The following is a 20,969-nucleotide window of genomic DNA, read 5'->3' on the forward strand; positions in this document are numbered from 1 at the left end:
GCCTGAGTTTGCGACTGGCCTTGTGGGCAGACGATATAAATTCTTGGATTGCCGAAGGTTGTTTCGGCGGCGTGTAGTTTTACTACAAATCGTCGGCCGTTTCAGCCTTTCGAATGTATAGACGAGTAGTAAAACTACACATGAGCGGCGTATGGCCTCTCATTTCGTTGTGAGAATAATCGTTACTGTTGGTCTTTAGCCAACTCGAACAGGTAAAAACTTGATGCCGGCTGCCAATAAAACCAGATTTTCAGCTATTTATCATCTTTGTTCGACAGTCGATCAGGTAGTGTCTTTTGAGAAAACACTACATCCAGCCTCTCCCGCGCCGATCAAGGATAGACCATGAGCCTGCCTTCGCTTGCCCCAATACCGGAAATGGTACCGGCCATTCTCCAGTCATTGGTCAACCGTGCCGAGCAGTCGTTCCGTGCGGCGGTCGCCTCCCTCGACGATGATCGCGGGCTGTCGGCCTGGACCCCGGAACGCTGGGAAGCGTTCAACCGTATTGCCGCCGCCAGCGACTTTGTCATCGAGCAGAGTGTCCGTGACCCGGCGATGCTGCTGGAGCTGGTACGCAGCGGCGAATTGGACCGCAGCCTGGCTCCCGGTGAAATGCGCGCGCAGATTGCCGCCGCCGCGCAGGCTGCCGAAACCGAAGACGAATTGGGCCGCGTCCTGCGCCGCCAGCGTACCCGCCAGCAGGTGCGGATCATCTGGCGGGACCTGACCCGTCAGGCCGATCTGGTCCAGACCTGTCGCGATCTCTCGGACATGGCCGACACCTGCATCGACCAGGCTTACCACTGGTTGTACCAACGCCTCAGCCAGCAATTCGGTACGCCCACCGGACGGCGCAGCGGCGAGCCGCAGCAGATGGTCATCCTGGGCATGGGCAAGCTGGGTGCCGTGGAGCTGAACCTGTCGTCGGACATCGACCTGATCTTCGCCTACCCCGAGGGCGGCGAAACCGTGGGCGTCAAGCGGCCGCTGGATAACCAGGAGTTTTTCATCCGTGTCGGCCAGCGCCTGATCAAGGCCCTGGACCCGATGACCGTCGACGGCTTCGTGTTCCGCGTCGACATGCGCCTGCGCCCCTACGGCTCGGCCGGTGCGCTGGTGCTGAGCTTCAATGCCCTGGAGCAGTATTACCAGGATCAGGGGCGCGACTGGGAGCGCTACGCCATGATCAAGGCGCGAGTGGTGGCGGGCGACCAGTTGGCCGGCGCGCAATTGCTCGACATGCTGCGTCCGTTCGTCTATCGGCGTTACCTGGATTTTTCCGCCATCGAAGCGCTGCGCACCATGAAGCAACTGATCCAGCAGGAGGTGCGGCGCAAGGGCATGGCCGACAACATCAAGCTGGGTTCGGGCGGCATTCGCGAGGTGGAGTTCATTGCCCAGGCGTTCCAACTGATCCATGGCGGTCGGGACTTGAGCTTGCAGCAGCGCCCGCTGCTCAAAGTGTTGAGCACCCTGGAGGGCCAGGGGTACCTGCCGGCCAAGGTGATCGACGAGCTGCGCCAGGGCTATGAGTTCCTGCGCTATACCGAGCATGCGATCCAGGCCATCGCCGACCGCCAGACCCAGATGCTCCCGGACAGCCCGCAGGATCAGGCACGCATTGCATTCATGCTGGGGTTCGCCGACTGGTCGGCCTTTCACGAGCAGTTGATGTACTGGCGCGGGCGGGTGGCCTGGCATTTCGGCCAGGTCATTGCCGACCCGGATGAAGAAGAGGGCAGTGAAAGCGAAGTGGTGGTGGGCGGCGAATGGTTGCCATTGTGGGAAGACAGCCAGGATGAAGGGGCGGCGTGCCGTCAGTTGGAAGAGGGCGGCTTCACCGATGCGCCCAAAGCCCTCAAGACCCTGGCCGCCCTGCGCGCCAGCCCGCAATTGCGCGCCATGCAACGCTTGGGGCGCGAGCGCCTGGATGCGTTCATTCCACGCCTGCTGGCCCAGGCCGTGGAGCATGCCGATCCGGACCTGGTGCTGGAGCGGGTACTGCCCTTGGTGGAGGCCGTGGCCCGCCGTTCGGCCTATCTGGTGTTGTTGACGGAAAACCCCGGCGCCCTGCGGCGTTTGCTGACGCTGTGCGCGGCGAGCCCGTGGATTGCTGAACAAATCACCCGTTTCCCGTTGCTGCTCGATGAGTTGCTCAATGAGGGGCGGCTGTTCAAGCCGCCCCTGGCGCCGGAGTTGGCCGCGGAGTTGCGTGAGCGCCTGACGCGCATTCCCGAGGATGACCTGGAGCAGCAAATGGAGGCGTTGCGGCATTTCAAGCTGGCGCACCGCTTGCGGGTGGCGGCTTCGGAAATCGCCGGCAGCCTGCCGCTGATGAAGGTCAGCGATTACCTGACCTGGCTGGCCGAGGCGATTCTCGAGCAAGTACTGGCCCTGGCCTGGCGCCAGACGGCCGCCAAGCACGGCGTGCCATTGCGCACCGACGGCAGTCTGTGCGATCCGGGCTTCATTATTGTCGGTTATGGGAAAGTCGGCGGCCTGGAATTGGGGCATGGTTCCGACCTGGACCTGGTGTTCATCCACGATGGCGACCCGCAGGCGGAAACCGACGGCCCGAAACCCATTGACGGCGCGCAGTTCTTTACCCGGCTCGGCCAGCGGATCATTCACCTGCTGACGGCCCAGACCAACTCCGGGCAGTTGTATGAAGTGGACATGCGCCTGCGGCCCTCCGGGGCGTCGGGGCTGCTGGTCAGTTCCCTCGGGGCGTTTGCCCGTTATCAGGAGAACGAAGCCTGGACCTGGGAGCATCAGGCGCTGGTGCGAGCCCGTGTGCTGGTGGGCAGCCAGGATGTGGGCCAAGCGTTCGAGAAGGTCCGCGTCCAGATATTGGGACGCAAGCGTGACTTGCCGACGCTGCGCCAGGAAGTCAGCGAGATGCGCGCCAAGATGCGCGATAACCTTGGCAGCAAGGCCACCGCCGCCGGGACCGCGGCGAATGCCTTCGAGGCCACGGCGCCCTTCGATCTCAAGCAGGACGCCGGAGGTATCGTCGATATTGAATTTATGGTGCAATACGCGGCCCTGGCGTGGTCCCAAGAACATCCATCGCTGGTGCGCTATACCGATAACATCCGCATCCTGGACGGGTTGCAAGAGCTCGGGTTGATGCCGGCCGAAGATGCCACGCTGTTGCGCGAAGCCTACAAAGCCTACCGCTCCGCCGCCCACCGCCAGGCCTTGCAGAAAGATGCCGGGGTGATCGCAGGCGACCAGTTCGTGGATGAGCGTCGGCAGGTATTGCGGATCTGGCGGGAATTGGGACTGAGCTGAAGCTTTAAATGTGGGGGCGAGCTTGCTCGCGAAGGCGGAGTGCCAGGCGACATTGATGTTGGATGTGATGGCCTCTTCGCGAGCAAGCTCGCTCCCACAGTGGATTTGTGGTGTTGCACGGTACTTGAAACCTATGCAGGACCCTTGTGGGAGCGAGCTTGCTCGCGAAGGCGGAGTGTCAGGCGACATGGATGTTGAATGTGATGGCCCTATCCCGAGCAAGCTTGCTCCCACAGTTGTAGATTAGGGCAACAGGCAACGACCTAAGCCACAGTGATTCTCGAGGCGGGGAGGCGTAGGCCTCCCCGCATCGTTTTTGGAAAGCACATGAATATTCTGATCGTTGGGCCCAGTTGGGTCGGTGACATGGTAATGGCGCAGACACTGTTCCAGTGCCTGAAGCAGCGTCATCCGCAGTGCGAAATCGACGTCCTGGCCCCCGAGTGGAGCCGGCCGATCCTGGAGCGCATGCCCGAAGTGCGCAAGGCCTTGAGCTTCCCGCTCGGCCATGGCGTGCTGGAGCTGGCGACCCGTCGACGCATCGGCAAATCCCTGGCCGGTCAGTACGACCAGGCGATCCTGTTGCCCAATTCCTTGAAATCGGCGCTGGTGCCGTTCTTCGCCGGTATCCCCAAGCGCACCGGTTGGCGTGGCGAGTTTCGCTACGGCCTGCTCAACGACGTGCGCGCCCTGGATAAAGACCGTTACCCGCTGATGATCGAACGTTTCATGGCCTTGGCCTACGCGCCGGGGGCCGAGTTGCCCAAGCCGTATCCGCGGCCGAGCCTGCGGATCGACCCGGTGACCCGTGACGCGGCGCTGGCCAAGTTCGGCCTGAGCCTGGACCGTCCGGTGCTGGCCCTGTGTCCGGGCGCAGAGTTTGGTGAGTCCAAGCGCTGGCCGGCAGAACACTACGCCCAGGTTGCCGAGGCGAAGATTCGCGACGGCTGGCAAGTCTGGCTGTTCGGCTCGAAAAAAGATCACCCGGTGGGCGAGGACATTCGCTCGCGGTTGATCCCGGGCCTTCGGGAAGAGTCGGTGAACCTCAGTGGCGACACATCCCTGGCCGAGGCCATCGACCTGCTGTCCTGCGCCGATTCGGTGGTGTCCAACGACTCGGGCCTGATGCACGTGGCCGCAGCCCTTAACCGTCCCTTGGTGGCGGTCTACGGTTCCACCTCGCCAGGCTTCACGCCGCCGCTGGCCGACCAGGTCGAAGTCGTGCGCCTAGGCATCGAATGCAGCCCGTGCTTCGACCGCACCTGCCGTTTCGGCCATTACAATTGCCTGCGCCAGCTCATGCCGCCGTCGGTGAACGAGGCCCTGGAACGTTTGCAGGGCACACCCGTGGAGGTTCGGTAACTTGCGGGTATTGCTGATCAAGACCTCTTCGCTGGGGGATGTGGTCCACACCCTGCCGGCGCTGACCGATGCGGCTCGGGCGATTCCTGGCATCAAGTTCGATTGGGTGGTGGAAGAAGGCTTCGCCGAAATCCCCACCTGGCACCCGGCCGTGGGCAAGGTCATTGCGGTGGCGATCCGGCGCTGGCGCAAGAACCTCTGGCAAACCATCAAGAGCGGCGAATGGCGACGCTTCAAGCAGAGCGTGCGCGCCGAAAAATATGACTTGGTAATCGACGCCCAGGGCCTGCTGAAAAGCGCCTGGCTGACCCGTTACGTCAAGGCGCCAGTGGCCGGGTTGGATAAAAACTCGGCGCGTGAGCCCCTGGCGGCGCGCTTTTATTCCCGGCGCCTGGCGGTGGCCCGTGGTCAGCATGCGGTCGAGCGCGTGCGCCAGCTGTTTGCCGTGGCGCTGGGGTATGACTTGCCGCAGACGCTGGGTAACTACGGCCTCGATGTCGACCGGCTGGTGGAGTTGCCACGCCCTTATCCCTACGTGGTGTTCCTGCACGGCACCACCTGGGAGTCCAAGCATTGGCCCGAACTTTACTGGCGCCAGCTCACTGAGCGCATGGGGCAGTTCGGTGTGGTCGTCAAACTGCCGTGGGGCAACCCAGCCGAAAAGGCCCGGGCCGAACGCATCGCCAGCGGGCTGCGCAACGCCTTGGTACTGCCGAAGCTGAACCTTGGCGGCATGGGCAAGGTACTTGCCGGCGCCCAGGCCTGCGTGGCCGTGGACACCGGCCTCGGGCATCTGGCCGCGGCCCTGGACGTGCCGACCATTTCACTGCTCGGCCCGACCAATCCGGTGCTGACCGGTGCCTATGGCAAGGGCCAGATTCACCTCGCCAGTGATTTCCCTTGCGCGCCGTGCATGCAGAAACACTGCACTTACCCGCCGACCGCCGAAGATGCCCGGCGGTTTGACCTGAAACGCGAGCAGCCCCTGTGCTTCACGCGTCTGAACCCCGAGCGTGTTGCCAGCCACCTGAGCACGTTATTGGCTGAGGAGCCGCGCTGATGCAATTGGCTTTTGTCCTTTACAAGTACTTCCCCTTCGGTGGCCTGCAGCGTGACTTCATGCGCATCGCCCTGGAATGCCAGCGACGCGGTCACCAGATCCGTGTCTACACGCTGATTTGGGAAGGTGACGTGCCGCCCGGCTTCGAGGTGCTGGTGGCGCCGGTCAAGGCACTGTTCAATCATCGCCGCAACGAGAAACTCAGCGCGTGGATGGAAGCCGACCTGGCCAAGCGCCCGGTGGACCGTTTGATCGGCTTCAACAAAATGCCCGGCCTGGACGTGTACTACGCCGCCGACGGCTGTTTCGAAGACAAGGCGCAGAACCTGCGCAACTCGCTGTACCGGCGCTGGGGCCGCTACCGGCATTTCGCCGAGTACGAGCGAGCCGTGTTCGCCAAGGATGCAAAAACCGACGTACTGATGATTTCCGAAGTCCAGCAGCCGCTGTTCATCAAGCATTACGGCACACCGCTGGAACGCTTCCATCTGCTGCCACCGGGCATCGCCCAGGACCGCCGGCGGCCCGTCGATGCCGATCAGATCCGCGCCGCGTTCCGGGCCGAATTCGAGCTGGCCGACGACGACCTGCTGCTGGTGCAGATCGGCTCGGGGTTCAAGACCAAGGGTGTGGATCGCAGCCTCAAGGCCCTGGCCGCATTGCCAGCCGAGCTGCGAAAACGCACCCGGCTATTTGTAATTGGCCAGGACGACCCCAAGGTATTCCAACTGCAGGGCGCCGCGCTGGGTCTGGGCGACAACGTGCGGTTCCTCAAGGGCCGCAGCGACATCCCGCGTTTCCTGCTGGGCGCCGACCTGTTGATCCATCCGGCGTACAACGAGAACACCGGCACTGTACTGCTCGAAGCGCTGGTGGCCGGGTTGCCGGTACTGGTCAGCGCGGTGTGTGGGTACGCCCATTACATCGCCGAGGCCGACAGCGGCCTGGTGCTGGATGAGCCGTTCGAACAAGCCCAGCTCACCGAATACCTGGGCCGCATGTTGAACGATGCCGATGCCCGGGCGGCCTGGAGCCGCAACGGTCTGGCCTTCGCCGAGACGGCCGACCTCTACAGCATGCCGCAGCACGCGGCCGATGTGATATTGGCGGAGCACGCACAATGAAGTTGATGCTGGCCGAACCGTTCAAGAGCCTTTGGGCCGGGCGCGATGCGTTCACCGAAGTCGAAGCGCTCAAGGGCGAGGTCTATCGTGAACTGGAAGCCCGGCGCACCTTGCGCACGGAGGTGGACGGTCGCGGCTTTTTCGTGAAGATCCACCGTGGCATCGGTTGGGGCGAGATCTTCAAGAACCTGTTCACCGCCAAGCTGCCGGTCCTCGGTGCAGGGCAGGAGTGGAAGGCTATCCAGCGTTTGCAGGAAGCCGGCGTGCCGACCATGACCGCTGTCGCCTACGGCGAGAAGGGCAGCAATCCGGCGGACCAGCATTCGTTCATCGTCACCGAAGAACTGGCGCCGACCGTCAGCCTCGAAGATTTCAGCATTGACTGGGTCAAGCAGCCGCCGCAACCGACGCTCAAGCGTGCGCTGATCGCCGAAGTAGCGCGTATGACCGGCATGATGCACCGCGCCGGCGTCAATCATCGTGACTGCTACATCTGTCACTTTCTGCTGCACACCGACAAGCCGGTGACCCCAGGGGATTTCAAACTCTCGGTGATCGACCTGCACCGCGCCCAGACCCGTCCCGCCATCACCACTCGCTGGCGCAACAAGGACCTGGCGGCGCTGTATTTCTCGGCGCTGGACATCGGCCTGACCCGTCGCGACAAGCTGCGTTTTCTCAAGGGTTATTTCCAGCAGCCGCTGCGGCGGATCCTCGCCGAAGAGGCTTCGTTGCTGGCCTGGCTCGAAGGCAAGGCCAACAAACTGTATGCCCGCAAGCAGCGGTACGGGGACGCGCTCTGATGTCGGGTTGGAATCTGGAGCCGGAATACCTCGAGCTGGCGGAGGATTTTGGCAGCCTTGAAGCGGTGTTCGCGTTGCAAGGGGAGCGTTTGACCCGAGACCCGTTGTCGGAGGTGATCCGGGTGCAGCGCAACGGCGTGAACTATTACGTCAAGCGCTACGTTGGTGCCGGCAAAGGCTTACGACGCTACCTGGGCAAGCCACGGGTCAAGTCCGAATGGCAGAACCTCAAGCGCTTCGCCAAATGGGGCATTCCCACCGCCGAAGTCGTGGGCTGGGGCTTGGAGCGAAACGGTGCGAGCTACGCCCGTGGCGCGCTGATCACCCGCGAACTGCCCCACACCGAAGACCTCTCGGCGCTCGCCGAGCGTCACGATTCGCGGCTGGCGGACCGTGCCTGGGTCGATCATGTCAGTCGGCAGTTGGCCAGCTATACGCGGACCATGCACGACCACCGCTTCACCCATAACGATCTGAAGTGGCGCAACCTGCTGATCGACGACCGCTCGCAGCTATTTCTGATCGACTGCCCGAACGGGGATTTCTGGCGTGGTTTCTGGCTCAAGTATCGCATCACCAAGGATTTGGCATGCCTGGACAAAGTGGCCAAATACCATTTGTCGGCCACGCAGCGCCTGCGCTTTTACCTGCAATACCGCCAGCGCGACCGGCTCGATGCGTGTGACAAGAAACGCATCCGTCACGTGGTGAGATTTTTCGAGGGGCGTGAATGACTGACTTTCTGGCCGCTGAAGACCGAGCGTTGTTGCAACGCCATGGTCTGGACAGCTTCGAGGCCTTGTGGGCGCGGCAACTGGATGCGGTGGACGAACCCAACACCTCGGGCGACGGCTGGAGCAGCGTGTTCCGGCTGGAGCTGGACGGGCAGGGCTATTACCTCAAGCGCCAAAGCAATTACCTGACCCGGACCTGGTCCCACCCTTTTGGCGAGCCGAGTTTTTCCCGGGAGTTTCGCAACATCAGCCGTTATCGGCAGTTGGGGATTCCGGCCCTGCAAGCGGTGTTCTATGGTCAGCGCAAGGTGGAGGGCGAGGTGCGGGCGATCCTGCTGACCCGGGCCCTGGATGGCTGGGACGACCTGGACTCGCTGTTGCAACGCTGGCCGAGCCTGACGGCGACGCAGCGCACCACCGTCCTCGACGCCTGCGGGCAGTTAGCACGGCGCCTGCATGGTATGCATCAGGTGCACGGTTGCTTCTATCCCAAGCACATCTTCCTGCAAGCCACCGCCGACGGTTATCAAGCGCAATTGATCGATTTGGAAAAGACTCGGCCGCTGCTGTTTGGTCAGCGTGATCGGGTCAAGGACCTGGAGCCGCTGTTGCGGCGCGCCTCCATCTGGAGTGATGCCGATGTACGCCAGCTGTTGTCTGCCTACCTGGCTCAACCGCTCGATGCCGGGCTGGTCGACAGCTGGATGGAGCGCCTGAGCGCCCGACGCAGCCACAAGGGAGCCCGTTGATGCATTTGTCCGAATTGAAGAATGCCGGCCGCAGCCCTAGCCTGCCATTGAGCCTGGAACTGGCCGACGCCGCCGGCCCGGCGCGATTGCAGCTGCTTTCACTGTTGCGGGTGTTGCCGGGGCAGCGCTATGTCGGGGCGGGCATCTGGCGTGGTCGGCCGGTGCTGGCCAAATTGTTGGTGGGCAACAAGGCTGCCCGGCATTTCCAGCGGGAACTGCAAGGCGTGCGCTTGCTGGCGGAGCAAGGGCTGACGACGCCGCTGTTGCTCGCCGATGGCTTGAACGAGGCTGAAGGCGGCTGGTTGTTGTTCGAATTGCTCGAAGGCGCCGAGAGCCTGGGGGAGGCCTGGCAACGGGTCGAACAGCTGCCCTTGCTGGCCGACGAACAGACGGCGGTGCTGGCCGAAGCCCTGGGCGCCATTGCGCAACTGCACGGCAAAGGCCTGTGGCAGGAAGACCTGCACCTGGACAATCTGCTGCGCCACGACGGCAAGCTCTACTTGATCGACGGTGCCGGCATCCGCGCCGAAACCCCGGGGCAACCGTTGTCGCGGCAGAAAGTCCTAGAGAACCTGGGGGTGTTTTTCGCCCAGCTTCCCAAAGCCCTCCAACCGTTCAATGAAGAGCTGTTGGTGTATTACCTGTTGGGCAACGCCGAACACGCACTGCCCATGGAAGCGCTGCAAAAGCAGATCGACAAGGTGCAGGCCTGGCGCCTGAAGGACTTCCTCGAGAAAGTCGGGCGCGAGTGCAGCCTGTTCAGCGTGCAGCGCGGGGCGTTCGGCTTGCGGGCGATCCGTCGGGATGAAGAAGCGGCCATGACGCCGGTGCTGGAGCAGGCCGATGCGCTGCTCGACCAGGGCCATCTGTACAAGACCGGCGGCGCGGCCAGTGTCGGCAAAGTCGAGGCGAACGGTCGCACCTTGGTGATCAAGCGCTACAACATCAAGAACTTCGCCCACTGGCTCAAGCGCTTCTGGCGCCCGAGCCGCGCCTGGCATTCGTGGCGCGAAGGCCATCGCCTGGCCTTCCTCGGCATTGCCACGCCCAAGCCACTGGCCTTGCTGGAAAAACGTTTCCTGTGGCTGCGCCGCGGCGCCTATCTGGTCACCGAACACCTGGCGGGGCCGGACATCATCGAGCGCTTCGGCCCTTACGTGCAGAGCGGTGAAGCCCCCGAAACTGAGTTGCTGGCGCTGGATCGCTTGTTCGCCGACCTGATCCGCGAGCGCATCAGCCATGGCGACTTCAAGGGCCATAACCTGTTCTGGCAGCACGACCGCTGGGCGCTGATCGACCTCGACTCGATGTGCCAACACCGCACCCAGGCCAGCTTCGCCCCGGCGTATGCGCGGGATCGGGCCCGGTTCATGCGCAACTGGCCGCAGGACAGTGCGTTGTATCGGGTGATCGATCAGCGGCTGCCCAAAACAGTCGATAGCGCCTCGTAGAGTCCTGTGGCGAGGGCGCTTGCTCCCGCTGGGCTGCGCAGCAGCCCCAAAAGCCATCCAGCGCGGTGCGCCAGGAAGAAAACGGCGGGCAGGTTTACGACTGCTGCGCAGCCGAGCGGGAGCAAGCTCCCTCGCCACGGGGGCGGTGCTTTGCCTTCCCAATTAACACCCGACAGCGACCTGCCACTCACCGCTAGAGGCTTAAGATCGCTTTTAAGCTATAATCCCGCCCTTTAGCTGCCCCGCGCCCCTGGCGCGCGGCACATCCTTTTTTCGAGGCGCTTGTCGCCCGTATGCAGACATAAGAGGCTAGACCCTGTGGCATTGACGATTCTTGGCCTGTCCGGCGCCCTTAGCCATGATCCTTCCGCAGCGCTGTACATAGACGGCAAGCTGATCGCGGCGGCCGAGGAAGAGCGCTTCGTACGCGATAAACATGCAAAGAACCGCATGCCTTACGAGTCGGCAAAGTTCTGCCTGGAACAAGCCGGCATCAAGCCTTCCGACGTCGATGTGGTGGCGATACCGTTCGCCCCGATCAGCCTGTTCGGCGAGGCGCGCTGGCACTACGCCAAGCGTTACTGGTACGCCCCGGATCGAGCCCTCGACGCGATCCTGATGGGCAACCGTCGCTACAAGCGCTATCGCCGCAAGATCGTCTGGTGCCTGGAGCAACTGGGCTTCGATCCGAAGAAAATCAAGATCGAGCCGGTCGAGCACCACCTGGCCCACGCCTCCAGTGCCTACCACTGCTCGGGCTTCCAGGAAAAAACCGCGATCCTGGGCATTGACGGCAAGGGCGAATACGCCACGACCTTCTTCGGCTACGGCGAAAACGGCAAGATCCACAAGATCAAGGAATTCTTCGACCCGGACTCCCTGGGCGGGCTGTACGGCGCAATCACCGAGTTCCTCGGTTTTGAAATGCTCGACGGCGAATTCAAGGTCATGGGCATGGCGCCCTACGGCGATGCCACCAAGTACGATTTCTCCCGCCTGGCCTCGTTCGAAAACGGCGAGTTGGTGATCAATACCGACTACGCCAACGTGATCGGCCTGCGCCGCTATAAAGAGAAGGGCAAGGGCTTCTACTTCTCGCCGAAGCTGATCGAATGGCTTGGCCCGAAACGCGAAGGCGACATCGCCGACGAGCCGTACATCCACTACGCGGCGAGCATGCAGGCGCTGTTCGAGAAGCTCGCGCTGCAAATGATCGACCACTACCTGGGCGACGTGCTCAAGGAAACCGGCAAGCTGGCCTTCGCCGGTGGCTGTGCGTTGAACGTCAAGCTGAACCAGAAGATCATTGCCCGTGACGACGTCAAGGAGCTGTTCGTGCAACCGGCTTCCGGTGACGCCGGTACGGCGGTGGGTGCGGCGGCGTATGTGTCCCACGCCCGTGGCGTGCCGGTGGAGAAGATGGAGCACGTCTATCTCGGCCCGGCCTACAGCAACGAAGACGTGATTGCCGCGTGCGCCCGTCATCCGAGCAAGCCTGTCTGGCGCAAGATCGACAACACCCCCGAGCGCATTGCCAAGATCATGGTCGACGGCAACCCGGTGGCCTGGTTCCAGGGCCGCATGGAGTTTGGCCCGCGTGCCTTGGGCGGCCGCTCGATCATCGGGTGCCCAAGCGCCAGCGGCGTGGCTGATCGGATCAACGAACAGATCAAGTTCCGTGAGCGCTGGAGGCCTTTCTGCCCGTCGATGCTCGACACCGTTGCACCGCAGATGATCAAGGTCGATCACCCGGCACCGTTCATGACCTTTACCTTCGAAGTGGCCGAAGAATGGAAAACCCGCGTGCCGGAAGTCGTCCATGAAGACGGCACCTCCCGGGCCCAGGTGCTCAAGCGCGAATACAACCCGCGCTACTACGACATGATGAAGGCCCTGGAAGTGCTGACCGGCAACGGCGTGTCGCTGAACACCTCGCTCAACCGTCGTGGCGAACCGATGATCTGCTCGCCGACCGACGCGCTGAACATGTTCTTCGGTTCCGACCTGCAGTACCTGATCATGGAAGACATCCTGGTGGTCAAAGACGGCGTGGACGCTTATGACACGCTCGGCTGAGCGACATGTGCTGCAGTTCTGCCACGGTTATGACGGGCCGTTCCTGGACTGCGCCCGTCAGTACGCCAGCTTGTTCGCGGGTACTGGCTATCGCGTGACCACGGTGTTCCTCACCGGGGCGGCCGATGCCGAAGTCGCGGCCGCCTGTGCCTCGGACGAGGTGCTGTTCATGGAATACAGCTCCAGCGCCATTCGTGGCCTGAAGCTGGGCGCCATCGGCGATCTGCGCAAGATCGCTGCCTCGCGCAATTTCAGTTTCTGCATTGCCCATCGCTTCAAGCCGATCTACATCGCCCTGCTGGGTACTCGCTTGCCGGTGATCGGTGTGCACCATGCCTTCGGGGACTACCAGCGGCGCACTCGCCGGTTGTTCGCCCACGTTTACCGCAAGCGCCTGAGCCTGCTCGGGGTTTCCGATGCGGTGCGTGACGACATGCGCCGCTGCCTGCCGAAATGGCCGGCTGCCCGGATCCAGACCCTCTACAACCGCATCGACCTTGATGCCGTCCAGGCCAGCCTGGTCTCCCGGGAGGAGGCGCGGCATACGCTGGGGCTGGATACGGACACCTGGATTGTCGGCAATGTCGGCCGTCTGCACCCGGACAAGGACCAGGCCACACTGTTGCGCGGCTTTGCCGCGGCGCTGGGGCATCTGCCGGTCAACAGCCAGTTGGCAATTCTCGGCAAGGGCCGCCTGGAGCAGGACCTCAAGGCACTGGCCCGAGAGCTGGGCATTGCTGATCGTGTGCTGTTCCTCGGCCAGGTGCCCGAAGCGCGCCGTTATTTCCGTGCTTTTGATGTGTTCGCCCTGAGCTCCGACCATGAACCGTTCGGCATGGTGCTGCTCGAGGCCATGGCCGCCGGCGTACCGTTGCTGGCTACGGCCTGCGGTGGTGCCAAGGAGGTGGTCGAAGGCGTTGGCATCCTGTTTCCGCTGGGCGACGCCGAGCACATGGCCCAGGGGCTGCAGCACCTGGCGGCCATGGACGATCTGCAGCGTCGCCAATGCGCCGAGCTGATGCTCGATCGCTTGCGCGAACGTTTTTCGGATCGCGCCGTACGCGAGGCATTCTGGCGTTTGCCCCAAGTCACCGAACTGGCGCCGAGGGCCTGATGCTCAACCGATTCCAAGGCTGGCGCGAGCGTGGCTGGACCGCCGTCGATGCGTCGATTTATGCCCAGGCCTGGCAGCGTTTTGGCGGCAGCGTGGCCACTCATCCCCTGGTGGTCGAGCGCCTGGCGGCCCTGGCTGGGATTCCCGTGCGTTACCTGGCGTTCGAGCAGGACGGTGAGCTCAAGGCGGCCATACCGACCTGGGGCCGCGACCTGGCGCTGTCCAAAGATGTGCTCAAGCGCAGCGGCAAGAAGGGCTTGTTCGACCTGGGCAATGCCGAGCTGATCCTGCCGGCGGCGCCCGACGCGCAAGCGCCGTTGCGTCATCGTGGACGTTACCTGTCGGCCCTCAACGAGGGGCGCTTCAGCGGCTTGAAGTTGCAGCAGGAACAACTGGCCATGGCCCGCACGCCGGAAGAGCTGTCCAAGAAGTTTCGCTACAACCAGCGCCGTGAATTGCGTTTGCTGGAAGAGGCGGGCGGGGTGGTGCGGCCGGTCGGCGAGTTTTCCAGCGCCGAGCTGGCCTCGATCTACTGCGACCTGTTCCTGCGTCGCTGGGGCTTTGCAGCCACCGGTGCCGAGCGCATGGGCGAGGTGATCGAGCTGCTGCGCGAATGGCTGATCGGCTCGGTGATCTTTCTCAACGATGCGCCGATTGCAATCCAACTGGTGTATCGCGTCGAAGCGCCCGAGTGGATCAGCGTCGAGTACATCAACGGTGGCGTCGACCCGCAGACCCGCGAATTCAGCCCCGGCAGCGTGTTGAGTTTCCTCAACACCCAAAGCGCCTGGGAACATGCCCGGGCCGCCGGCAAGCCGTTGCGTTTTTCATTCGGTCGGGCGGACCGGGAATACAAGGACCGTTGGTGCAACCCCGTGCCGGTGTTTACCGTATGAACCCACCCATGAGTCGCAAGCAACAGTTACTCAGGCGTCACCGTCGCAACAAGCGCGTGGGGTTGTTACTCGCCCTTGTGGTGTTGGTGTCGCTGGGCGTCGGGGTGGCCTGGTGGCTGCCCCTGGTGCTGGCGGTGCTGGGCTGGATCGCCCACGAGGCGTGGTTCGCCGATCACCTGTTCTATTCGCCCCGGGACGATTACCAATACAGCTTCCCGCCGTTCACCCAGCAACCCAAGGTGCATTTGAATGCCGGGCGGCTTCGGTTGGACGAAGGCGTGATTCTGGATGATGGCGCGACGCTGATCCTCGCACTGCGGATCAAGAGCACCTGGCTGGGACGTTTCATCGACCCGCTCGTCGAGTTGTCGGGGGGGGAAAGGGACCTGCAAACCTTCGAGCGCGGGGTCAACGGCCTGCGCTATCTCAACCTCAGCGAACAGGGCCCGGCGTTGTCCCGGGGCGAGCTGCGCCTGCGCGGGCGTCATTGCCGTCTGCTGGGCGAGCCGACGCTGTGGTCCTTCACGCCGCCGCCAGTGCAGCATCAGCGGGTGATGGTCATCGCTCCCCATGCCGATGACGCGGAGCTGGCTGCCTACGGTTTGTACAGCCAGGCTGACGAGGCCTGGATCGTGACGCTGACAGCGGGTGAAATCGAGGCCGGGCATTATCGGAAGATGGGCCTGGACAGCGTCGAAGCCGCGCGACTCAAGGGTCGTTTGCGAGCCTGGGACAGCATTGCCGTACCCCGCTGGGCCGGAGTGCCTCAAGCGCACTGTGTGCAGTTGGGCTACTTCTGTCTGCAATTGGCGGCGATGCAGGCCGCGCCGAGCCAGCCCCAGGGCTCTCGCGAGGCGGGGCTGAGCGATACCCGGCTGTTCCGCCAGTTGAACCCGTTCGTCCTGCCTGGCGATGACGACGGCGCGCCAACCTGGAACAACCTGCTGGCGGACCTGCGCGAGCTGCTGCTCAAGGCGCGTCCCGAAGTCATTGTATTGCCACACCCGACCCTTGATCCGCACCCCGATCATCTCTGCGCCCATCATGCCGTCCTGCAAGCCCTCGAAGGCCTGGAGTGGCAACCGACCACGCTGTTGGGCTATGCCAATCACCTGCACGACAATGACCGCTGGCCCATGGGGGATGCGGGTGCGGGCATTGCGTTGCCGCCGTGTTTCGAGCCGGCCCTGCCGATGCAGCCTGTCAGCCTGCCGCTGGCCTTGCCTGAGCAGCGCGACAAGGCCATGGCGCTGGGCATGATGCATGACCTGCAACCGCGCGCGCCGTTCAAACGTCGCCTGCGCCGTGGTATCCAGCGTCTACTGGCGGGGCGCACGGGCTCGGTGTATGGCGAGAACGAATTTTTTCGCAAGGCTGTGCGTCGCCATGAACTGTTCTGGCGGCTGTAGAGGCCCAAGGCGGGGCATCTTTGCGCTACGGCGCAAACCGGCCTCCGGTTATTTATCAAGTCGTTCGGTGCCGCAAGGAAAACGATGAAAGTTCTGTTTCTGGTGCAGAAAGAACAGCGGGCCATCCTGGACCGACTCTACGAAGGCGTGGCCGCTCATTGCGAGTGCGACCTGCGCTGGCTCGACAGCAAGGAACAACGCAACCTGCGGGGGTATTTCCGCCAGCATGTGGACGTATCGCGTTATGACCGGATCATATTTTTCCTGCGTTTCAAGCAGGAGATCCGCCAAGCCGGCTTCATCCGCACGATCCCCAACCTGGTGATCCTCGAGCACGATGCCTACCAGAATTACATTCCGTGCAAATACACCGGAAAGTTCAGCGCGCATTACCGTCGCCTGCCGTGGGTGCGGGTGATCAGTTCCGGCTTCATGGTGACCGAGCGTCTGCGCGGCGAAGGTTTCGATGCGGTATTCGTGCCCAAGGGCTACGATCAGTCGTTGTTGCAGGATCAGGGGCGTGAACGGGATATCGAGTTGGCCTTCGTCGGCAGCACCAACAGTGTTGCCTATAGTGGTCGCAAGGCGCTGCTGGATGAGCTTGGCCAGGTTGAGCCACTGGTCGTGACCCGGACCAAGTCCGGCGAAGAGTATTGCGAGACCCTCAACCGTATCCGCTTTTTCGTCAGTGCCGATGTGGGCATGGGCGAATTCATGATCAAGAATTTCGAAGCCATGGCCTGCGGCTGTGTGCTGCTGGCGTTCGATCAGGGCATCGACGAGGCGCGGGCGCTGGGGTTGCAGGACATGCATAACGTGGTGTTGTACCGTGACATCCCGCAACTCCAGGAAAAGCTTTCCCGGCTGCGCGCCGACCCCGAGTTGGCGCGCAATGTGGCGCACAACGGCCAGAAGCTGGCGCTGGAACAGTTCAGTTTCGCGCGCATCGGGCAGAAAATCGTTGAAGCATTGGAGCCGCCGCTGCGGCCTCGTGCCCCGTTGAGTCTGCTGGAGACATTGCGCCTGAAGCTGGGCGTTTGATACGAACCGTTGAGCCATCCGGTGTTCAGATGGCGTTTGACTAAATGGTATTTCAGTGCAGTTTTCCGACGATAGTGACATTACCCTGGTGGTAACCAGTTGCGGCCGGCTCGATCTGCTCAAGCAGACCCTGGAGAGCTTTGACCGTTTCAATACCGCGCCGATCCGTGAGGTCTTCATTACCGAAGATGCCGGCGACGAAGGCGTGCATGCCGTCATTCCCGCTCACTGGAAGGACCGCACGACGGCCTTCGTCAATCGGCCGAAGCTGGGACAACTGGCTTCGATCGACCTGGCGTACGAGCATGTCAAGACGGCTTACATCTTTCATTGTGAGGATGACTGGGCGTTCTATCGTCCGGCGTTCGTGGAAGATTCGCGCACGATCCTGGAGCAGCGACCGGATGTTCTTCAGGTGTGGTTGCGCAACTATGTCTACGATTTGTGCGTACACAGTCCTTACATCCGCCTGGGCGAGCGTGAAGTCATTGGCGGCGTGCCCTGTTATCCATTGATTTCAGATAAGGCCGAATGGCAAAGCTTCTCGCTCAATCCTGGCCTGCGGCGGTTGAAGGAGTACCGGCTTTGTGCCCCTTTCGCCGGTTTCGGCGGTGAAAAAGCCTTGTCGCTTCGTTATGCCGAGTTGAACTTGACGGCGGTCACGCTCGAAGGGGATGCTGTTTTGCATACCGGATTCGGGGTCCATGTGGAAGTGCCCGTGGAGCGCCAGCGCAAGGCCCGCCGCAAGCGCCGCGAGCAGATCAAGTTGTCCTTGGTTCTCTTGCTCGGAGTCTGTATTGGCTGGCTTATCAACTACTGAATGCCGCGAAGCATGAATCCTGGTCCGCGATAAAAGGTTTGCTGCTCGATGAGCATTATCAATGTCATGTGGGCGGGCGGTGCACCGTTCGCTTCGGTACACAAGGTCCATAATCAGATTCTCTCGCGGATGGAACCAGCGATGCCTGTCAAGACGTGGCTCTTGCAGGGGTCGGCGGCTGCCTGCCAGATCGATGTCGGGGCGACGCTTGAGTGGAATATGACATCGGCCCGGCTCAAGGGCCGACACGTTTGGCGCCTGCTCAAACCCCTGATGCGCAGTCGTTTCCGTCAGGCGTTGCTCGACAGCGATGCGCGTGTGGTATTGCTCGATGGCATCGGCGTGGCCCGTACCTTGTTGCCGGTCCTCAAGGCTATGCCGCAGATCCGCGTGGTGGTGATTTTCCATGGTGCGACGCGCCTCAATCCTTCGGGTCGCGAACTGCTGCGCGGCTTCCCTGCCTCCCGCCTGACCCTGGCAGCGGTCTCCCAGACCCTGGCGACATCGCTCCAGGACGAGTTGGGCATGCAGGTCGCTGCGCTGCGTAGCGCGTTCGATCCGGCGCAGTTCCAGGCCGCGCTGTTGCCTCGCGAAGCGGCACGTGCCCGACTGGGTTTGCCTGGCCCGCAGATGCGCATATTTGGCGCGGTGGGACGGCTGGTGGACAGCAAGGGGTTCGCCTGTCTGTTGGAGGCCTTTGGCCGGGTAGCGGCCCACCATCCCGATTGGCGCCTGGTGATTGTCGGCGAGGGGCCGAGGCGCGAAGCGCTGCAAGCGCGGATCGCCCGACCGGACCTGGTCGACAAGATCTTGCTGGTCGGGCATCTGGAGGATGTGGCGACGCTCTATCGGGCATTTGACTGGGTGTTGATCCCGTCCCTGGACGAGGGCCTTGGGCTGACCCTCCAGGAGGCTGTCCTGGCTCGTGTTCCGGTGCTGGCCAGCGAACTTGCGGTCTTTCGTGAACAGTTGGGCGACACCGGCTGGTATGCGATGCCCAACGACGAAAGCGGCTGGAGCGAGGCGATCGAACGAGCGGCGCAGGCTTCAGCCGATACGGTCGCCGCGGCCCAGTACCGGGCACTGGCCCCTGACGAGGCCTGGTCGAGCTTCAGCCAGGTCGCGCGGCAGCTGATCTCAGGCAGCCAGTAGGGCGTTCTCCAATGCTTGCATCGGAAAGCTCTCGTTCAGGTTCTCTCGGGCAATATAACGAGCGAAATGCTGCAAGTTGCGACGTGCCAGGTAGCGTGGCAGCGGCGAACGCAGGAAGCGCATGTCGGCCACATCGATCAGCCCCAGTTGGTTTTCAGGCGTGACAACGATGTTGCCCAGGTGCAGCGAGCGAAAATAAATACCGCTGGCATGCAGGCTGCGGATCAACTCGACAAGCGCTGGAAGGGTATGCTGCCAGCTGAAATTTTCCTGATTCGATAATTGACGCAGGGTTTTACCGGGAAGCGGGCGATACAGTACGGCGGTCATGCCGGGCTTTTGCAGTTTGTAGAGGGCCAGCACTTCGAGGGTCGGTACGCCGAGCCTCTGCAGGCGGGCCGCATTATTGATGAATCGCGTTGAATAAGGCCTTAGCAGGGCCGAAGAAAACAGCCGCTTGCGGCGAAACAGCTTGAGGATATTCCCATCCTGCAGCAGATAGACTTTTGGGCCGTAGCTGTCGGCCTCCAGAATGCTGGCGCCTTCAATCAATTGATTCAAAGCGGCTTGGGGAAGCCGTGAGGATTGCATCGTAGGGAAACCTTGTTGAAAGAACCGGTGCCGTGGCGGGCCATGATGCCCAAAAGTTTTTGTTTTCACCATGCCGGTTTGGCTGGTAGACCGTTTAGGAGCGTTAGATGCAGGCAACACGTTGGGCACAGGGCTGGATGGCCTTTGGCTTGTTATGGTTTTTGCTGGCGATAGCCCTGGCACCGACCAACAAGGTTTATCAACAGGGGTTGGTTGCATTTGTCTGGCTGCCGGTGATCGTCTTCGCCTGGCCGGCCCGTCATCGATTGGCCGAGTTATGGCGTGCCCAGCGCGTGATCTATACGGCGTTGCTGGCGCTGATGGCGTGGGCCCTGGTGACACTGGCCTGGGCCGAAGTGGCGGAGCCTGCCCGCGAAGCCAAGCGATTGCTCTACATCCTGGCGTTCCTGTTGTTTTTCCCGATCTTTGCCAACGGCCAACCCGAACGCGTGATTCGCGTCATGCAATGGGGTGGCCTGGGGCTTGCGCTGACGGCCTTGATGGCCATCATCTATTTCTACGGGTATACGAACCATCCTTGGAATGCGCGCCTGCAAGGGCTGGGGGAGTTGTCCCATCCCATCCTCGGCGGCTATGTGATCGGGTTGGCGGCGATCTGGATGTTGCATTGGATGCCGCGTCATATGGGGCTGCAAGTGCTTTGGGTCGTGGCCTTGGGGCTGTTGGGAATATTCGTGGTGGCGAGCCAGAGTCGCGGCGCTGCGCTGGCCCTGCTGCTCAGCGTGTTGGCCATGCCGATCTATTGTCGGGACCAGCGGGTCCGGATTATCGCCGCCACGACCCTGGTGCTGGCCATGCTGACCTTCTGGTTGCTCGAGCCGCTGGTCATGGCGCGCGGTGCTTCCTATCGGCCCGAGATTTTCATGTCGAGCCTGCACATGATTGCCGAACGCCCATGGGGTGGTCTTGGCGTGGCGGCCGACTATCGGGTTATCAGTCACGGCCTCAAGTTCGATCACGCCCACAATCTGTTCAGCCATGTCGCCATTCAACTCGGGCTGCCGGGGCTGCTGCTGTGGTGCATTGTCTGGTTCGGGGTGTTGCGCGAAGCCTGGCGCGCCCGGGAAAGCCTGCTGGGTCGGGGCGTGCTCGGCATGTGGGTGTTTTCGTTCCTGGCAATGCAGTTCGATGCCGCGAGCCTGACCGGAACCCCCCGCGCCGAATGGTTCATTACCTGGCTGCCAATTGGCCTGGCCAGCGTTTTGACCTGGGCGCAGGCCAATGCCGGTGGCTGTGATAAAATTCCGCGTTCTTCCTAACCAGTGAGCC

General features: G+C 62.4%; 17 protein-coding genes. 16 read left to right on the forward strand and 1 reads right to left on the reverse strand.

Translation table 11 applies throughout. From position 1 onward, the window contains the following. The first annotated feature begins 345 nt into the window (after nt 1–345). The 15 genes from glnE (at nt 346) to IB266_RS17670 (ending at nt 19,088) form a co-directional block, all read left to right on the forward strand. A complete protein-coding gene (glnE, locus tag IB266_RS17600; RefSeq protein WP_192261932.1) occupies nt 346–3,297 on the forward strand; it encodes a bifunctional [glutamate--ammonia ligase]-adenylyl-L-tyrosine phosphorylase/[glutamate--ammonia-ligase] adenylyltransferase in 2,952 nt (983 codons plus the stop codon). Nucleotides 3,298–3,624: 327 nt separating this feature from the next. Further along, the gene (gene waaF, locus IB266_RS17605; RefSeq protein WP_060739474.1) at nt 3,625–4,659 is read left to right on the forward strand and encodes a lipopolysaccharide heptosyltransferase II; all 1,035 of its coding nucleotides are present in this window, start codon (nt 3,625–3,627) and stop codon (nt 4,657–4,659) included. 1 nt (nt 4,660) lies between these two features. Beyond that, nucleotides 4,661–5,719: a lipopolysaccharide heptosyltransferase I gene (waaC, locus tag IB266_RS17610; RefSeq protein WP_092175915.1), complete on the forward strand. Its 1,059-nt coding sequence runs from the start codon at nt 4,661–4,663 to the stop codon at nt 5,717–5,719. Further along, entirely contained in the window at nt 5,719–6,843 is a 1,125-nt protein-coding gene (locus IB266_RS17615) for a glycosyltransferase family 4 protein (protein WP_192261933.1), read from the forward strand. Before waaC ends, IB266_RS17615 begins: the two co-directional genes overlap by 1 nt. Further along, a complete protein-coding gene (gene rfaP / locus IB266_RS17620) occupies nt 6,840–7,646 on the forward strand; it encodes a lipopolysaccharide core heptose(I) kinase RfaP (protein ID WP_092334026.1) in 807 nt (268 codons plus the stop codon). The genes IB266_RS17615 and rfaP overlap by 4 nt, the downstream gene beginning before the upstream one ends. Next, on the forward strand, nt 7,646–8,380 hold the full coding sequence (locus IB266_RS17625) for a lipopolysaccharide kinase InaA family protein (RefSeq protein ID WP_192261934.1): 735 nt from the start codon (nt 7,646–7,648) through the stop codon (nt 8,378–8,380). The genes rfaP and IB266_RS17625 overlap by 1 nt, the downstream gene beginning before the upstream one ends. Continuing rightward, nucleotides 8,377–9,129 carry a lipopolysaccharide kinase InaA family protein gene (locus IB266_RS17630; protein ID WP_192261935.1) on the forward strand — a complete coding sequence of 251 codons (753 nt, stop codon included), beginning with the start codon at nt 8,377–8,379 and terminating at the stop codon, nt 9,127–9,129. The genes IB266_RS17625 and IB266_RS17630 overlap by 4 nt, the downstream gene beginning before the upstream one ends. After that, on the forward strand, nt 9,129–10,580 hold the full coding sequence (locus IB266_RS17635) for a lipopolysaccharide kinase InaA family protein (protein ID WP_192261936.1): 1,452 nt from the start codon (nt 9,129–9,131) through the stop codon (nt 10,578–10,580). Before IB266_RS17630 ends, IB266_RS17635 begins: the two co-directional genes overlap by 1 nt. Nucleotides 10,581–10,898: 318 nt before the next feature. Then, nucleotides 10,899–12,656, forward strand: coding sequence for a carbamoyltransferase (locus IB266_RS17640; protein WP_018614096.1), 1,758 nt, complete (start codon nt 10,899–10,901; stop codon nt 12,654–12,656). After that, on the forward strand, nt 12,640–13,770 hold the full coding sequence (locus IB266_RS17645; protein ID WP_060739466.1) for a glycosyltransferase: 1,131 nt from the start codon (nt 12,640–12,642) through the stop codon (nt 13,768–13,770). Before IB266_RS17640 ends, IB266_RS17645 begins: the two co-directional genes overlap by 17 nt. Continuing rightward, nucleotides 13,770–14,666, forward strand: coding sequence for an antimicrobial resistance protein Mig-14 (locus tag IB266_RS17650; protein ID WP_092175944.1), 897 nt, complete (start codon nt 13,770–13,772; stop codon nt 14,664–14,666). The genes IB266_RS17645 and IB266_RS17650 overlap by 1 nt, the downstream gene beginning before the upstream one ends. A gap of 8 nt (nt 14,667–14,674) precedes the next feature. Beyond that, nucleotides 14,675–16,075 (forward strand): PIG-L deacetylase family protein, encoded by a 1,401-nt coding sequence (locus tag IB266_RS17655; protein ID WP_192261937.1) that lies wholly within the window; start codon nt 14,675–14,677, stop codon nt 16,073–16,075. Between the two features lie 84 nt (nt 16,076–16,159). Further along, on the forward strand, nt 16,160–17,116 hold the full coding sequence (locus IB266_RS17660) for a glycosyltransferase (RefSeq protein WP_192261938.1): 957 nt from the start codon (nt 16,160–16,162) through the stop codon (nt 17,114–17,116). A 55-nt stretch (nt 17,117–17,171) separates the two neighbouring features. After that, nucleotides 17,172–17,936 (forward strand): glycosyltransferase family 2 protein, encoded by a 765-nt coding sequence (locus tag IB266_RS17665; protein WP_192261939.1) that lies wholly within the window; start codon nt 17,172–17,174, stop codon nt 17,934–17,936. Between the two features lie 48 nt (nt 17,937–17,984). Continuing rightward, a complete protein-coding gene (locus IB266_RS17670; RefSeq protein ID WP_192261940.1) occupies nt 17,985–19,088 on the forward strand; it encodes a glycosyltransferase family 4 protein in 1,104 nt (367 codons plus the stop codon). Here IB266_RS17670 and IB266_RS17675 read toward each other — a convergent pair. Continuing rightward, complete coding sequence (locus tag IB266_RS17675; RefSeq protein WP_192261941.1) at nt 19,074–19,679, reverse strand: toluene tolerance protein; 606 nt, start codon at nt 19,677–19,679, stop codon at nt 19,074–19,076. The two genes, IB266_RS17670 and IB266_RS17675, sit on opposite strands and share 15 nt — an antisense overlap. Before the next feature lie 107 nt (nt 19,680–19,786). On the opposite strand from IB266_RS17675, the gene IB266_RS17680 reads away from it, so the two are divergent. Then, the gene (locus tag IB266_RS17680; protein WP_192261942.1) at nt 19,787–20,959 is read left to right on the forward strand and encodes an O-antigen ligase family protein; all 1,173 of its coding nucleotides are present in this window, start codon (nt 19,787–19,789) and stop codon (nt 20,957–20,959) included. Nucleotides 20,960–20,969: the final 10 nt, after the last annotated feature.

Source organism: Pseudomonas sp. Pdm06, assembly GCF_014851795.1.
Taxonomy (GTDB): Bacteria; Pseudomonadota; Gammaproteobacteria; order Pseudomonadales; family Pseudomonadaceae; genus Aquipseudomonas; species Aquipseudomonas fluorescens_AA.

Bases quoted from the DNA above. Each gene is read 5' to 3' on its own strand.
- rfaP (WP_092334026.1), top strand. From the start codon at position 6,840: ATGAAGTTGATGCTGGCCGAACCGTTCAAGAGCCTTTGGGCCGGGCGC.
- IB266_RS17630 (WP_192261935.1), top strand. From the start codon at position 8,377: ATGACTGACTTTCTGGCCGCTGAAGACCGAGCGTTGTTGCAACGCCAT.
- IB266_RS17645 (WP_060739466.1), top strand. From the start codon at position 12,640: ATGACACGCTCGGCTGAGCGACATGTGCTGCAGTTCTGCCACGGTTAT.
- IB266_RS17625 (WP_192261934.1), top strand. From the start codon at position 7,646: ATGTCGGGTTGGAATCTGGAGCCGGAATACCTCGAGCTGGCGGAGGAT.
- IB266_RS17650 (WP_092175944.1), top strand. From the start codon at position 13,770: ATGCTCAACCGATTCCAAGGCTGGCGCGAGCGTGGCTGGACCGCCGTC.
- IB266_RS17675 (WP_192261941.1), bottom strand. From the start codon at position 19,679: ATGCAATCCTCACGGCTTCCCCAAGCCGCTTTGAATCAATTGATTGAA.
- IB266_RS17615 (WP_192261933.1), top strand. From the start codon at position 5,719: ATGCAATTGGCTTTTGTCCTTTACAAGTACTTCCCCTTCGGTGGCCTG.
- glnE (WP_192261932.1), top strand. From the start codon at position 346: ATGAGCCTGCCTTCGCTTGCCCCAATACCGGAAATGGTACCGGCCATT.
- IB266_RS17660 (WP_192261938.1), top strand. From the start codon at position 16,160: ATGAAAGTTCTGTTTCTGGTGCAGAAAGAACAGCGGGCCATCCTGGAC.
- waaF (WP_060739474.1), top strand. From the start codon at position 3,625: ATGAATATTCTGATCGTTGGGCCCAGTTGGGTCGGTGACATGGTAATG.
- IB266_RS17655 (WP_192261937.1), top strand. From the start codon at position 14,675: ATGAGTCGCAAGCAACAGTTACTCAGGCGTCACCGTCGCAACAAGCGC.
- IB266_RS17635 (WP_192261936.1), top strand. From the start codon at position 9,129: ATGCATTTGTCCGAATTGAAGAATGCCGGCCGCAGCCCTAGCCTGCCA.
- IB266_RS17680 (WP_192261942.1), top strand. From the start codon at position 19,787: ATGCAGGCAACACGTTGGGCACAGGGCTGGATGGCCTTTGGCTTGTTA.
- IB266_RS17670 (WP_192261940.1), top strand. From the start codon at position 17,985: ATGAGCATTATCAATGTCATGTGGGCGGGCGGTGCACCGTTCGCTTCG.